The sequence below is a fragment of the Mesorhizobium captivum genome (assembly GCF_033977165.1).
In the GTDB taxonomy this organism is placed as follows: Bacteria; Pseudomonadota; Alphaproteobacteria; order Rhizobiales; family Rhizobiaceae; genus Mesorhizobium; species Mesorhizobium captivum.
This window is the reverse complement of the sequence record NZ_JAVIJB010000021.1, coordinates 59,406-73,962: the sequence shown is the minus strand read 5'-3', so window position 1 is coordinate 73,962 and position 14,557 is coordinate 59,406. Positions and strand designations below refer to the sequence as shown.

Annotated in this window: 11 protein-coding genes; 7 read left to right on the top strand and 4 right to left on the bottom strand. The window is 63.4% G+C overall.

Annotated features, from left to right (window positions below; translation table 11 throughout):
- Position 1: 1 nt before the first annotated feature.
- Complete coding sequence (locus tag RFM40_RS18780) at positions 2-1,927, bottom strand: phospholipase D-like domain-containing protein (RefSeq protein WP_320278001.1); 1,926 nt, start codon at positions 1,925-1,927, stop codon at positions 2-4.
- 203 nt (positions 1,928-2,130) lie between these two features.
- Between RFM40_RS18780 and RFM40_RS18775 the strand changes: the two genes are divergently transcribed.
- The 4 genes from RFM40_RS18775 to RFM40_RS18760 all read left to right on the top strand — a co-directional run bounded on the left by RFM40_RS18775 (position 2,131) and on the right by RFM40_RS18760 (position 9,426).
- The gene (locus RFM40_RS18775; protein WP_320278000.1) at positions 2,131-3,708 is read left to right on the top strand and encodes a trimethylamine methyltransferase family protein; all 1,578 of its coding nucleotides are present in this window, start codon (positions 2,131-2,133) and stop codon (positions 3,706-3,708) included.
- Positions 3,709-3,889: 181 nt separating this feature from the next.
- Positions 3,890-6,460, top strand: a complete 2,571-nt coding sequence (locus RFM40_RS18770) for a GcvT family protein (protein ID WP_320277999.1) — start codon at positions 3,890-3,892, stop codon at positions 6,458-6,460.
- Positions 6,461-6,543: 83 nt separating this feature from the next.
- Complete coding sequence (locus tag RFM40_RS18765) at positions 6,544-8,061, top strand: ArnT family glycosyltransferase (protein WP_320277998.1); 1,518 nt, start codon at positions 6,544-6,546, stop codon at positions 8,059-8,061.
- An 18-nt stretch (positions 8,062-8,079) separates the two neighbouring features.
- The gene (locus RFM40_RS18760) at positions 8,080-9,426 is read left to right on the top strand and encodes a M24 family metallopeptidase (RefSeq protein ID WP_320277997.1); all 1,347 of its coding nucleotides are present in this window, start codon (positions 8,080-8,082) and stop codon (positions 9,424-9,426) included.
- Here RFM40_RS18760 and RFM40_RS18755 read toward each other — a convergent pair.
- Together RFM40_RS18755 and RFM40_RS18750 are read right to left on the bottom strand one after the other, a co-directional pair.
- Entirely contained in the window at positions 9,388-10,233 is an 846-nt protein-coding gene (locus tag RFM40_RS18755; RefSeq protein WP_320272030.1) for a phosphate/phosphite/phosphonate ABC transporter substrate-binding protein, read from the bottom strand. The genes RFM40_RS18760 and RFM40_RS18755 overlap by 39 nt on opposite strands.
- A gap of 76 nt (positions 10,234-10,309) precedes the next feature.
- Positions 10,310-11,332, bottom strand: a complete 1,023-nt coding sequence (locus RFM40_RS18750; protein WP_320277996.1) for a fatty acid desaturase — start codon at positions 11,330-11,332, stop codon at positions 10,310-10,312.
- A 229-nt stretch (positions 11,333-11,561) separates the two neighbouring features.
- Between RFM40_RS18750 and RFM40_RS18745 the strand changes: the two genes are divergently transcribed.
- The 3 genes from RFM40_RS18745 to bmt all read left to right on the top strand — a co-directional run bounded on the left by RFM40_RS18745 (position 11,562) and on the right by bmt (position 14,209).
- The gene (locus RFM40_RS18745) at positions 11,562-12,419 is read left to right on the top strand and encodes a helix-turn-helix domain-containing protein (RefSeq protein ID WP_320277995.1); all 858 of its coding nucleotides are present in this window, start codon (positions 11,562-11,564) and stop codon (positions 12,417-12,419) included.
- 69 nt (positions 12,420-12,488) lie between these two features.
- Positions 12,489-13,091 carry an urea carboxylase-associated family protein gene (locus tag RFM40_RS18740; protein WP_320277994.1) on the top strand — a complete coding sequence of 201 codons (603 nt, stop codon included), beginning with the start codon at positions 12,489-12,491 and terminating at the stop codon, positions 13,089-13,091.
- A gap of 101 nt (positions 13,092-13,192) precedes the next feature.
- Positions 13,193-14,209, top strand: coding sequence for a betaine--homocysteine S-methyltransferase (gene bmt, locus RFM40_RS18735; RefSeq protein WP_320277993.1), 1,017 nt, complete (start codon positions 13,193-13,195; stop codon positions 14,207-14,209).
- Between the two features lie 13 nt (positions 14,210-14,222).
- On the opposite strand, the gene RFM40_RS18730 is transcribed toward bmt, so the two are convergent.
- Entirely contained in the window at positions 14,223-14,501 is a 279-nt protein-coding gene (locus tag RFM40_RS18730; RefSeq protein ID WP_320277992.1) for a hypothetical protein, read from the bottom strand.
- Positions 14,502-14,557: the final 56 nt, after the last annotated feature.

The window sequence follows — 14,557 nt, the reverse complement described above, 5'->3', positions numbered from 1 at the left end:
CTTATGGAAAATACCGGGCGATCGCCCCCTTCTTGCCGTCGGCATAAGGTTTAAGCCACTTGTCATCGATCGCTATTCCGTCGTCGTCCGACGGGCCTTTTCCGATCGTCCGGCGCCAGGCGCGGAATTTGTAGTGATCGAACACGTCGAGCATGTGCACCGCATACGCTGCTGCAAACGTCTTGTCGCCCTCCACGATCACCAGGTTCTCATCGTTCTCGTAGGAAGCCTTGTAGCCGAGGTTGTGGCTGCCGGTGATGACGGTGGCGTTGTCTGCCATCGGGTCGATGATAACGATCTTGTCGTGCACAATGGCGTGGCCGATAGTGAGTACCTCCGCCTGGAAATCTCTGGCGATCGAGGCGGCGGTCAGGTTCGCCGCCCTCACGATCGAGACGTTCGGCAACTCCCAGACCTTTTCCGGATAGACGAAAGGTGCCTTGCCGTCCTTGTTCGACTTGTGGGTGACCGGATCCTTTGTCGGCGCGACGTAGTTGGGCATGGCGCTTTCATCGCTGATGGCGCCCTGCACGATTAGCTTCGGATTGGCCTTGGCTGCCGCGACCGCGTGATCGATGATCGAATTGTCGCCGAGCACCGAGGGATTGAAGACCAGAAACAGCACCGCATCCTTCGCGGCCTCGATGCGGGCGAAAACATCGCCGAGGTCGACGGGCAGGACAGAGATGTCCTTCTTGTTGCGCTTGGGATCATTCGGCGAGAACCACACGGTAAGCCCATCCAACGGCGCCGTCGCGCCACTCAATGGGTTCGGAATGTGGTTTTCCGTACGAAACGGCACGCCTTGCGTCTGCGCGACATGACCGGGCGCGCCTTCATTGACCGGCGGCGGGAAGGCGTCGGCCTTTATACGCTCCCAATAGGCGTTGAACACCTCCGCCATAGCCGGATCGTCGCGGACAAAAGCATTGTTGGATTGTCCGCAAATGCCGGTCGACGTCCAGTTGGTACTGCCGGTCATGACAGCTTGCGGCTTGCCTTGGGCGTCACGGTAAACGGCGAATTTGTTGTGGCCGATATGGTTGTTGTTGAACAACCGGTCGGTGAGCGACACGCCTGCGTCACGCAGCCGCTTTCTGAACGGGGCATTGCCGGCGTCCCAGACTTCGGATTTGTCGGGCGCATCGAAAGGCCGGTCCTTGGCTGAATTGGAAAGAATAACCTCGACGAAATTCTTGGCGTCGGTGATCGCCTTGCACAATTCGTCGTCGCCCAGTTCATAAAGCGCAAGCCTGACGGTACCGCCTTCGGTCTTGGCCCGCTCCAGCAGGCTGGTCAGCACATTCGGCACGTCGCCATGAAGATAGGCCCGTATCTTGCTCGCCGGGTTCTGCAATTCCGCCCTGATCTTGTCGCGCTGCCCGACTTTGATGCCGGCTTCCGCCAGCGCATGCGACATCCATTGCGTCGACAGCACGCCATTGGTGAAGGCGACACGGGCCTTGCCGAACATCTGCCCGAGAAAGATCGGTGGGCTCGTAGCGCCCTGCCCAAGATAGCCGAGCGGCCGCGGCGCGCCTTCATATGCAGGTTTGCCGTCGACGATCTGGTCTGGGCGCACGGGCACCGGATCGAGGCCCGGTTTCATGTCGCCAACCGGCCGCACTCGATAGGCGATCCTCTCACCCTCCGGTCTTAGATCGAGGCTATCGCGGCGCCGGCGCACCGTAAGATCGCGCCAGAAGGTCTTCTGCACAGGCCACACGCCGGTGTCCTGGGGAATCCATCTTGGGTTGCGCTGTCCCTTGAACGGCACCCACGATGCCAGGCAGCGCTCCTCGCCGGTTTCCGGATAAATACGGACGATCTCGAAGCCAAGGCAGCCCGGGATCATCCCATCAATATCCCATGCCAGGAACGCGACCTCGTTGTTGGTCGCCGCGCGCACGTTGATGACATCAGGCATCGTTACCCCCTTTGATGCTCAACGCACAAGTGTAGTGGAAGTAAAAGACAGAACTGTAACGGCTCTCACATTGCAGTGCTGACGGCACCCGGCTGCCGTTCCGGCATGTCGCTTCCCTCGCCCTAGTGGTCGCCGCCTCCTTACCGGCGAGATTGCCGCCGGTCCATTATGCCGGCCACATTCGCATCCTCACGAGGCTTCTCATGACTGCCGCCCTTCATCCCGCCGAACCGGCATTGGCAACAGATCGCGCCCGCCGCGGCGGCCGTGCGGGAAAGCGCGCCGGCGGATCGGCGGCGTTCGAGCAGCCGCCGTTCCGCCAGCTCAAGAATCCGCTGGCGCCGACGAAATTTGTGTCCGACGACGAGTTGGAATCGATCCACCTCGCCTCGCTGCACGTGCTGAAGGAGATCGGCGTCGACGTTCTGCACGAGGAAGCCCGCCGCATCATGAAGGCGCATGGCGCTGACGTGCGCGAAGGCAGCGAACGCGTGCGCTTCGACAGCGACATGATCCTCGAACTGATAGCGCATTGCCCGCCCGAATTCACGCTCCACGCCCGCAATCCGGCGCATAATCTGCGCTTCGGCGGCAACAACGTCATCCTTTCGATGATGGCCTCGGCGCCCAATTGCTCCGACCTCGATGGTGGCCGGCGGCCCGGCAACCAGGCCGACTACCGCAACTTCCTACGCCTGGCGCAGATGCACAACATCCTGCAGTGCACTGGCGGCTATCCGGTCGAGCCGATCGACATCCATCCATCGGTCCGGCATCTCGAATGCATCCGCGACCTCGCCATGCTGACCGACAAGGTCTTCCACATCTATTCGCTCGGCAAGGAGCGCAATGTCGATGGCATCGAGATCGCCCGCATCGCCCGAGGCATCAGCCGCGAGCAGCTGATGCAGGAGCCGTCGGTCTTCACCATCATCAACACCAATTCGCCGCTCAAGCTCGACGTGCCGATGATGGAAGGCATTATCCAGATGTCGAGCATGGGCCAGGCGGTGATCGTCACGCCGTTCACGCTCTCCGGCGCCATGGCGCCCGTCACCATCGCCGGCGCCCTGGTGCAGCAGAACGCCGAGGCGCTCTCCGGCATCGCCTTCGCGCAGATGGTGAAGAAGGGCGCGCCTGTCGGCTATGGCGGCTTCACCTCCAATGTCGACATGAAATCCGGCGCGCCGGCCTTCGGCACGCCGGAATACATGAAGGCGCAGCTCGTCGGCGGCCAGTTGGCCCGCCGCTATCAAATTCCCTACCGCACCTCGAACACCTGCGCCGCCAACACGGTCGACGCGCAGGCGGCCTATGAGAGCGTGTTCTCGTTGTGGGGCGCCATCCAGGGCGGCGGCAATCTGATGATGCACGGGGCCGGCTGGCTTGAAGGCGGCCTGCGCTGCTCCTACGAAAAGACCATTCTCGACATCGATCTCTTGCAGATGGTGGCCGAGTTCCTCACTCCGCTCGATCTCTCGCAGGATGCGCTCGGCTTCGACGCCATCCAGTCGGTCGGCCCGGGCGGCCATTTCTTCGGCACCCAGCACACGCAGGAACGCTACAAGACCGCCTTCTACTCGCCGATCGTCTCCGACTGGCGCAATTTCGAGACCTGGACCGAGGCGGGCTCGCCGACGGCGCTGGAGCGGACCAACAAGGTGTGGAAGGAGCGCCTCGCCTCTTACGAAGAGCCCTATCTGGACCCGGCGATCCGCGAGGAACTCAACGATTTCGTCGAGAAGCGCCGCGCCGAGGGCGGCGCGCCGACCGACTTCTGATCATCTGTATTGGTTTGATGAACTGTCGACCCCCACTCCGTCGAGCTTCGCTCGCCACCTCTCCCCCGATCGACGGGGGAGAGGAAAGGCGCGGACTTATGCCGGCTGGCGCCCTTCCTCTCCCTCCGGAGGGGGGGCCCCGCTCACTCGATTCAGTCTCTTCAAAAACGGACCTATCTGTATGAAATCTCATGTAAAAGCGGTTGTCATAGGCGGCGGCGTCGTCGGCTGCTCGGTGCTCTACCACCTCGCCAAGGCCGGCTGGACAGACATCATGCTGATCGAGCGTTCGGAGCTGACCTCCGGCTCGTCCTGGCATGCGGCAGGCGGCTTCCACACGCTGAACGGCGACCCGAACGTCGCCAAGCTGCAGGCTTACACTGTCCAGCTCTACAAGGAGATCGAGGAGCTTTCCGGCCAGTCCTGCTCGCTGCATCTGACCGGCGGCGTGATGATGGCCGACACGCCGGAGCGCATGGATTTCCTGCGCCTTGCCCACGCCAAGGGCCGCTATCTCGGCATGGACACCGAACTGATCACGCCTTCGGAAGCGAAGGCGATGTTCCCGCTGATGGACGAGAAGAATTTCGTCGGCGCCATGTGGGACCCGGTCGAAGGCCATCTCGATCCGTCCGGCACCACCCACGCCTACGCCAAGGCCGCCCGCAAGCTTGGCGCCGAGATCGTGCTACGCAACCGCGTCGTCGACCTGACGCAGGAAGCCGACGGCACCTGGAACGTCGTGACCGAACAGGGCACGGTTCACGCCGAGCATGTCGTGAACTGCGGCGGCCTGTGGGCGCGCGAGATCGGCCGCATGGTCGGCGTCGAGCTGCCGGTGCTGGCAATGGAGCATATGTACCTCTTGACCGAGCCGATGCCGGAGGTCGAGGAATTCAACAAGTCGACCGGCCGCGAGATGATCGGCGTGCTCGACTTCAAGGGCGAGATCTACACCCGCCAGGAGCGCAACGGCATCCTGCTCGGCACCTATGAGAAGGCCTGCAAGCCGTGGTCGCCGGTCAACACGCCCTGGGATTTCGGCCATGAATTGCTGCAGCCCGACATCGACCGCATCGCGCCGTCGCTGGAGATCGGCTTCAAGCATTTCCCCGGCATCGAGAAGGCTGGCATCAAGCAGATCATCAACGGCCCCTTCACCTTCGCACTCGATGGCAACCCGCTGGTCGGTCCGGTCCAAGGGCTGACCAACTTCTGGTGCGCCTGCGCCGTCATGGCCGGCTTCAGCCAGGGCGGCGGCGTCGGCCTCGCGCTGTCCAACTGGATGGTGCATGGCGATCCGGGCTTCGACGTCTGGGGCATGGACGTCGCCCGCTTCGGCGAATGGGCGAGCCTGCGCTACACCAACGCCAAAGTGCGCGAGAATTATTCGCGGCGCTTCTCCATCCGCTTCCCGAACGAGGAACTGCCTGCCGCTCGGCCGGCGCAGACGACGCCGCTCTACGACACCATGCTCGCCAACAACGCGGTCATGGGCGACAGCTGGGGCCTGGAAACACCGCTCTGGTTCGCGCCGAAGGGCACCAAGCCGAAGGACATCGTCTCGTTCCATCGCTCCAACGATTTCGGTCCGATCGGCGAGGAAGTGCGTGCCACGCGTGAGAAGGTCGGCGTCACCGAGATCGCCAACTTCGCCAAATACGAGGTCTCGGGTCCCGGAGCGGAGGATTTCCTCAACCGGCTGATGACCAACCGCATGCCGAAGACCGGCCGCATCGTGCTGACCCCGATGGTCAACGAATTCGGCAAGCTGATCGGCGACTTCACCATCGCCAAGACCGGCGAGGACCGCTTCATGATCTGGGGCTCGTCGGCGGCGCAGAAATATCACATGCGCTGGTTCGAGAAGCATCTGCCGAAGGATGGTTCGGTGCGCATTCACCGTTTCGACCAGACGCTTGTCGGCCTGTCCATCGCCGGGCCGAAATCCCGCGACCTGTTGCAGAAGCTTGTCGATGTCGACGTCTCGACCAAGGCCTTCCGCTTCATGGACTTCCGCGAAATGGCGGTGGGCGGCGCACCCTGCATGGTCAACCGCATCACCTATACCGGCGACCTCGGCTACGAGATCTGGATGGCGCCCGCCTATCAGCGCCTGGTCTACAAGGCGATCAAGGAAGCCGGCGAGGAATTCGGCCTCGTCGACTTCGGCATGCGCGCGCTGCTGTCGATGCGCCTGGAAAAGAACTTCCCGACCTGGTTCCGCGAACTTCGTCCGATCTATGGTCCTTTCGAAGGCTCGATGGACCGCTTCATCAAGCTCGAGAAGAACGACTTCATCGGCCGTGAGGCGTCGGCGAAAGAACAGGCCGAGGGGCCGAAGCTGCGCCGCGTCTCCTTCATCGTCGACGCGGCCGACGCCGACGTGATGGGCGACGAGCCGATCTGGGCCAAGGTCAGCAAGGATTACGGCACGGTGGAAAAGCCGCATGGCTATGGCGCGCCGCGCTTCGATGAGACGGGCAAGGAAGTCCGCGGCTCCAAGGCCGCCGAAGGCGCCTCCGCCGTGCGCGGCATCGTCGACGGCGAGTGGCGCGTTGTCGGCTGGGTGACCTCGGGCGGCTACGCGCATTACGTGCAGAAGTCGATGGCGCAGGGCTATGTGCCCGCGGGCCTTGCCGAGGACGAAAGCGCCGGCCTGTTCGAGATCGAGATCCTCGGCCACCGCCGCCCGGCCCGCATCAATGTCGAGCCGCCCTTCGACCCGAGCGGCGAGAAGATGCGCACATAAGGACCTGCGCCACTTTCGGATCTCGTGGGTAGCCGGCTATATAGCAACCGGCCACCAACGCATTAGATGAGAAGACGACTTCCTTGCAGTTGCTAGAGAAATGGACCGACTGGCTCTGCGACGAACGGGTCGGCCCTCTCAGCGCCGCGATCGCGTTCGCCCTCGCATACTGCCTTGTCCAGATCGTGGTGATGACGCTCTCGTCCCACTTCGTCGGCACGGGTGTCGGCGTCGACGACGCCGAACAATTGATGGCGATGCGGTTCCTCGCGGCCGGCTATGGCAGCTCGCAGCCGCCTCTATACACCTGGCTCGGCATTCTCACGGCTTCGCTGGTCGGAACCAACATCCTCGCGCTCAAGATCGTCAAATACGTCCTGCTGGCCGGTGGGTTGATCTCGTGCTTCGCCGCGGTGCGCCGCCTCGGCTACTCGAACCGTGCGGCTACCGCCGCCATGTTCGGCCTGCTGCTTTTTCCGCAGATCGCGTGGGAGATGCAGCACGCCCTCACCCACTCGGTCGCGATTTTTTGTTTTTCGTCGCTGCTGCTTCTGGCGGTGGTCGAGCTGCAGAAACGGCGGTCGACAGCCGCCTATGTGCTGCTTGGCCTGGCGGCGGCTGCGGCGATGCTGTCGAAATACAATGTGGTGATCTTTCTCGCCGCGCTGTTCCTTGCGGCGCTGTCGCTTCGCGAGACGCGTGAGGCGATCTTCGACCGTCGTTTCCTGATCAGCGTGGTTGTGGCGATCCTTGCCTGTCTGCCCACATTCTACTGGAGCGCGATGCATCTGGGAGACCTGCTGGCGCACAGCGGGGGCCTGGGCGTTGCCGAGGGCGGCAGCGTAGCAAAGACCTTGTCTCGCGGCATTCGCGGCCTGGGCAATGCGATACTCAACTTCGCTGGGCTTCCGGCCACGATCTTTGCCGTCGCGTTTTTCCTGGCACGCAAAGAACCCGCACCACCGCCCGAAACCACACCTTGGTCCGAGAAGCTGGTCTGGCGGGCGATTGCCTTCGCCTTGCTGATCACGCTCGTGGTGGTGCTGGCGGCCGGCGTGACGCAGTTTCGCGATCGCTGGATGCTTCCCATGTTTGTGCTGCTGCCGGCTGCTCTTGCCATGCGCCTGGACGCCATGGGGGAAAGAGGCAGGAAGACGCAGGCGACGATCGTCTTCGTCGGCGCCGTGATCGCCATCCTGGTGCTTCCGGTAAGCTGGTACATGCACGTCCATGGCGGCGACAACCGCGGCGGCATCGTGCGGATCGACTACGCTTCGCTCCATCGTCAGCTGACCGCCGACGGGCCGGTCGGTACAGTGGTTTCAAACTGGTTCTGGATCGGCAATCTTCGCCTGGTCGATTCCGATCTCATCGTGCTTGACGACGAGATACCCGATTTCGCCAAGTCGATTCGCGAGCCTGCGGTGCTTGTCCTGGCGGATGACGAAGAACCGGCTTCTGTCATTTTCGACAGGATCGCCGAGGCCGGCTATGTGATGGACACCGTCCATCGGCGCATCGCGGTGCCTCAACTGCTTGGCAGCGCACCGGCGGCCCGCAAGGTCACGATCACCAGACTTCGCAGGATCAAGGCGCAATAGAGCGCTCGGGGGAACCGCATGGACAAACTACGCTTCGGCCGCCACCGCAAGATCATGCCGTTCGAGCCGGGTTCGGTCGACGCGCTGCGCGAGGCCTCCCGCGAGAAGGCCGCCGCGCTCAACCAGCACGTGCTGGGCTATGGCGCGCAGGCCGAAGCCGAATGGGCGGCGGCCGGCGTTGCCGCTCCCGACCTGCCGGCCATGCGAAGCTACCGGCTCGACCGCATCCGCGCCGAGCTCAAGCGCCGCGACTATGCCGGCGCCCTGCTCTACGACCCGGTCAACATCCGCTACGCGACGGACTCGACCAACATGCAGCTCTGGGTCGCGCACAACCCGACCCGCCATTGTTTCGTGGCGACGGAAGGTCCGGTGGTGCTGTTCGATTATTTCTCCTGCGAGCACTTGTCGGATCACGCCGGCGTCGTCGACGAGGTGCGCCCCACGGTATCGTGGATGTATCTCTACAGCGGCGAGCTGACCGACAAGAAAGTCCGCCGCTGGGCGACCGGAATCGCCGAGCTCCTTGCCGAGCACGGCGGGGGCAACCGGCGTATCGCCGTCGATCACATCAATCCGGAAGGCGTCGACGAGCTTGCCCGCCGCGGCATCACAGTCGGCAATGGCGAAGCGGTGATGGAGAATGCGCGCCTGATCAAATCGCTGGACGAAATCCTTGCCATGCGCCGCGCCATCGTCGCCTGCGAGGCGGCGATGGGCGAGATGGAAGCGGCGCTGAAGCCGGGCATTTCCGAGAACGAACTGTGGGCGGAACTGCATCGCGGCAACATCGCGCGCGGCGGCGAATGGATCGAGACCCGGCTTCTGTCGTCAGGACCGCGCACCAACCCCTGGTTCCAGGAATGCTCGTCACGCGTCATCGAGAACGGTGATCTCGTCGCCTTCGATACGGACCTCATCGGCCCTTATGGCTTCTGCGCCGACCTCTCGCGCACCTGGCTTTGCGGAGATGGCAGGCCGACCAACGAGCAGCGCGAGCTGTTCCGCATCGCCGCCGACCAGATCGCCCAGAACACCGAGCTGATGCGACCGGGCATCTCTTTCCGCGATCTCGCCGAGCGCTCGGCGGTGCCGCCTGGCGACTGCTTTCCGGCGCGCTACGGCGTGCTCTATCACGGCGTCGGACTGGCGGACGAATACCCGACGCTGCCGCATGCCATCGACTGGACGGACGACACGCCCGACGGCGTGCTCGAAGCCGGCATGGTGCTGTGCGCGGAAAGCTATATCGGCCGGCTGGGCGGACGCGAAGGCGTCAAGATCGAGGAGCAGATCCTGATCACCGAGACCGGCAACGAAAAGCTCTCAGCCTACCCGCTCGACGAAAGGCTGCTTGGCAACTGACCCCTCCAGGCCAAGGCCGGCGATGGCTTCCCGCATGGACGCAACGACGTCCATCGGCGTTGTCCTGGCGGTAATAAACGGCAAGCCCTTCCGCCTTGCCGTCCATCCGACCACTTTCACGCCCTGCGCCGCCGGCTCGAAACGCTGCGCCAGCGCCCAGCTCCGGCAGTCGATGGCGGCGACGTCGGCCCTGCCCTCGGCGATGGCGACGATCGACGACCGGTGGCCGCCGCTTTCGCTGCGCGAGGCGAAGATGTCGAGGCTTTCCCCGATCGCGTCCAGGTCGCGCGTCAGCCCGAGCAGCCCGGACATCGAATCCGGGCTGTTGAAGATGAAACGCTTGCCACGGATGCGATCGAACGGGATGACGGCCCTGCCGTCCTCAGGCGAGGCAACCGACGGTCCGCCATCCGCCAGCATCACCAGCGCGCTGGAATAGAGCTCGCCCTGCCCGCCTTCGAATGCATCGTAGCTTGGCTGGGCGACCACCTGCACGCGTCGGGCCAATCCAAGCTCCATCGGACCCCAGCATGTTTGCCCAAAGAGCAGCGCCGGGCTCAGCCAAAGCTGGTGGAAATCGAACTCGTCCGGTGGCAGCGTCGCCGGATCGGGCGCGATCAGCTTTCGGGCGCCGTCGCGGATGCCACCGGGCACCGGCGGCAGGTCGCGATTGCTGCGCGCCGTTGCTTCCGGCGCATCTATGCCCCTCTGCCGGAAGGCGTCGCGGAGCCGCACCCACTGCGCGTCGACCTCGCCACGCATCTCGGGCCAGTCATACATCGGCAGAGCCGCAACAAACTTACTCATGACAAATAGCTTCCAAAAACAGGCGGCCATCGGCGCCTGCGTCCCGCGGCGAAAAAGCGGTCGCGGAAAGTCGAAATTATTCCTTGGGCGGTTCAGCCGGCACTGGAGCCGTCCCAAGTCCATTCACATTACGCGCCCTGACGCGCGGCTTGAAGGCGCGGCCGGGTTCCGGCGCACGGCGCAGCGCCGGATGCACCACCGGCTCCTTGGCCTTGAAGGCAAAGGATTTGATCAGCGCGAAGTAATTCGGATAGACATAGCCGTTGTTCATCCGCAGCCATTCTTCGCGGCGATCGCGAAACATCTTCGGCAGTCGGTACCAGGCGACCGTCGGGCTCTTGTGGTGCACGAAATGCAGGTTGTTGTTGAGGAACAGGAACGAGAGCGGCGACCGCTCGACGATGATCGTGCGGCCCTCCGGATGTTCCGACCACTGATGCTCGGCATAGGTGCGCACCGAGATCAGCGACTGGCCGATCCACACCGGCACCAGAATGTAGAGCCAAAGCGGGATGCCGAAGCCGAACGTCACGATCGGCACCACAACCGCGAGGCCGATGGCGTGCAGCAGCCAGGCCTTGCGGATCGCCTTGTCGCCGGCAGCGATCTGCCTGGCGTCGTCGATGAAGAAGCCGATCGACGACAGCCATGGTCCGAGAATAAGGCGGCCGACCATGGTGTTGTTGATCTTGAGCAGGAATTTCATCGCCGGCGGCATTTCCTCATGCATCCAGAGCGCCTGATAATAGCTTTCCGGGTCGTCGAGCGGATCGGTCAGCCGCTCGTCGGCATGATGGCGAAGATGGATCGTCTTGAAGCGGCGGAACGGCCAGACCATGCCGATCGGCAGGAAGACGAAGGCTTCATTGATCCTGGCGTTGCGCGTCGGGTGCCCGTGCAGCACTTCGTGCATCAGCGAGGATTGCAGCGCCAGTATCAAGGCGAGGGCTGCGAGCGCCAGCAGCGGATGGGAGGGCCAGAGCAGCAAGCCGGTGGCGAGCCATGTGCCGTAGCAGAAAAGTGCGAGGAATACCGTCGGCCATTCCACGGCCGGTGTGCTGCTGCGTCTCTTATTAATGCTCGTCTTAATGCTCGTCATGCTATCGACCACTGCCTTCCAGTCGCCGGAACCAGTTTGATTCCTGACAACATTGTGTCAGGAGCCTGTCGTTGCCGCAACGCGACAAAGCGCACAAACTGTTGCGAATGCGCATTTTTGACGGCACATGTTATGTATTGTAAACAAACTTGGGGATTCATTTCCGCTGGCGCCGCGACTGTGATGCCAGCCGGCGCAAATTTTTCCTCTCTTGACCAGGGGCAGAGTGATGGACAAGCGTGATCTGTCGACGATCTTCCGGGAGCGTCTGAAATTGCTCTTGACACGCTCCGACTTGAACCAGTCGGCCTTCGCGACCGCCGTCGGCATCGACCGTTCGGCGCTCTCGCAGCTGCTTTCGGGCGCCTCAACCCGCCTGCCCCGCGCCGAGACGCTTCTCAACATCGCCGCCGAGTTCAAGGTGTCGCTCGACTGGCTGCTGGGCTTGAGCCATGACGAAGGCGTCACCGGCGAGATCCGCGAGAGCCTGGAGATCGAGGAAGCGCCCGACGGCTTCGACCGCACCCTGCTCGCCAAATGGCATGCCGAGGCGGCCGGCACGAAAATCCGCTACGTTCCCGCCGGCATTCCGGACCTTTTGCGCACCGAGGCGCTGGTCGACTACGAGGCCGGCATCGCCAACAAGAGCCGCGAGGCACAGGCCGGCGAAACGCAATACCGCATCGACTACAACAGGCGGCCCGAGACCGACATGGAAGTCTGCATGCCGCGCCATACGCTGGAGATCTTCGCGCGCGGACTCGGCGTCTGGGACCGCTTTCCCGAGGACGAGCGCCGCAAGCAATTGCTGCACATGGCGACCCTGCTCGACGACCTTTACCCGACCTTCCGCCTGTTCCTCTATGACGGCCGCATGCGCTATTCGATCCCCTACACGATCTTCGGGCCCTACCGCGCAGCAATCTATGTCGGCGACATGTATCTGGTGCTGAGCGCCACCCAGCCGATCCGCACCCTGACCAGCCATTTCGACAATCTGATCCGCGCCGCCGACGTCAACGCGCATGAGGCGGCGAGCTTCACGCAGAAGCTGGCCGGTATATCCTTCCCCTCAGGCTCTGTCTGAGCGCTGCCATCGTCGTCATGTTGGCATGCGGCCACCACCCTGGCCGGCGTCATCGTTTCAGGGAAATCCATGCAAGAACCAGATCGTGTTGTCGTTCCTCCGCAATCCGGCCGCTCCTTTCGCGTAAAGGCCGGCGACGTCATCCGCGTCATCGACCCCAAGGGCCAGCAGGTCTCAGATCTCTGGGCCTTCTCGACCGAAGGCAGACTCGACTGGCTGAGCACCTCCCAGACCCGCGACATCACCGAACGGCTGTTTCCGAAACCCGGCGACCATTTCTACAGCGCTGCTGGCAAGCCAATGCTGACCCTGGTCGAGGACGCCTCTCCCGGCCCGCACGACATGCTTTACCCGGCCTGTGACGCCGCGCTCTATGAACGCGCCGGATTGCCGAATCATCCGAACTGCCGCGACAATCTGATGAGGGCGCTCAGCGCAGAAGGCATCGACCTGCCCTTCGCGCCCGACCCGGTCGATCTCTTCCAGAACTCGATGCCTCAGCCGGACGGCACCCTCGTCGTCGAGGCCTCGATCAACCCACCCGGTGGCTATGTGACGTTGCGCGCGGAACAGGATCTGCTGCTCGTCGTCACCGCTTGCTCTGTCGACCATCATCCGACCAATGGCGGCGTCTGCACCGAGATCGAGGTCGAGATCGTTCCAGGACCATAAAAGACAGCCGTCCAGCATGCCTCGGCGGCCGCAATTTCGTTGACTGGATATAAAGACTTCTTTATATCGTTATCCGAATTCAGGATACGAAAGCCAAAGCCATGACCGCGACCAATCCGATCGACGCGCTGATTGCTGAAAAGGGCGTGCTGCTGGCCGACGGCGCCACCGGCACCAATCTGTTCGCGATGGGCCTCGAGGCCGGCGAAGCGCCCGAGCTGCTCAACGAGACGTCGCCCGAAACCATCGTCAGCCTGCACCAGAATTTCGTCGATGCCGGCGCCGACATCATCCTGACCAACTCCTTCGGCGGCACCCGCCACCGGCTGAAGCTGCATCACGCCCAGGACCGGGTGCGCGAGCTGAACAAGCGCGCCGCCGAGATTGCTCGGTCTGTCGCCGACAAGGCTGGCCGCAAGGTGATCGTCGCCGGCTCCGTTGGCCCGACCGGCGAGTTGCTGGTGCCGCTTGGCGCCATGACCTACGAGGATGCGGTCGATGCCTTTGCCGAGCAGATCGAAGGGCTCAAGGCCGGCGGCGCCGAAGTCGCCTGGATCGAGACCATGTCGGCGCCCGACGAGATCCGCGCCGCGGCGGAGGCGGCAATCCGCGTCGGCCTGCCCTATACCTATACCGGCTCCTTCGACACCGCCGGCCGCACCATGATGGGACTGTTGCCGAAGGACATCCACGGTGTCGCCGACGGGCTGTCGCAGGCGCCGCTCGGCGTCGGCGCCAATTGCGGTGTCGGCGCGTCCGATATCCTTTCGTCGCTGCTCGACATGACCGACGCGAAGCCGGAAGCCACCGTGATCGTCAAAGGCAATTGCGGCATCCCGGAATTCCGTGGCAGCGAGATCCATTATTCCGGCACGCCCGAGCTGATGGCCGACTATGTCCGGCTGGCGGTCGATGCCGGCGCAAAGATCGTCGGCGGTTGCTGCGGCACCTCGTTCGCCCACCTCGCCGCCATGCGCAAGGCGCTCGACGCGCATGAAAAGTCGGCGCGCCCGACCGTCGAGACGATCGTCGAGCGCATCGGCCCGATGCGCAACAAGACGGCGAGCTCAGGCGACGCAGGCGAAGGCCGCCGCGAGCGCCGGCGCAGCCGCGCCTGAAAATGGTCCTGCTTTATTCGCTGTTTTCAGCGTAGCGCGACAGCGCGGTATTGAGGTCTGTAGCGGCGCTGTCGTTGCTGTCGGCGCCCATCGTCATCAACGCGCCGGACGCGCGCGGATCGATGATCTGCTCCAGCATCACGCGGAAGCGATCGTTGTTGAGCGCGGAAAGCGCCGTGTTGCGGGCCGCGTCGACATCACTTTTGATGCGCGTGGAGTCGGCGGATGGCGCGGATGCTGCTCGCGCCGGGAGGTTGCCCGCCGTCGGTGTCGCGTTCCCAGTGATATGCAATTCCAGCCCCTCAAAGTCCTCTATCGGTTTTGACTAACAGGAGGGCATTGCGATGA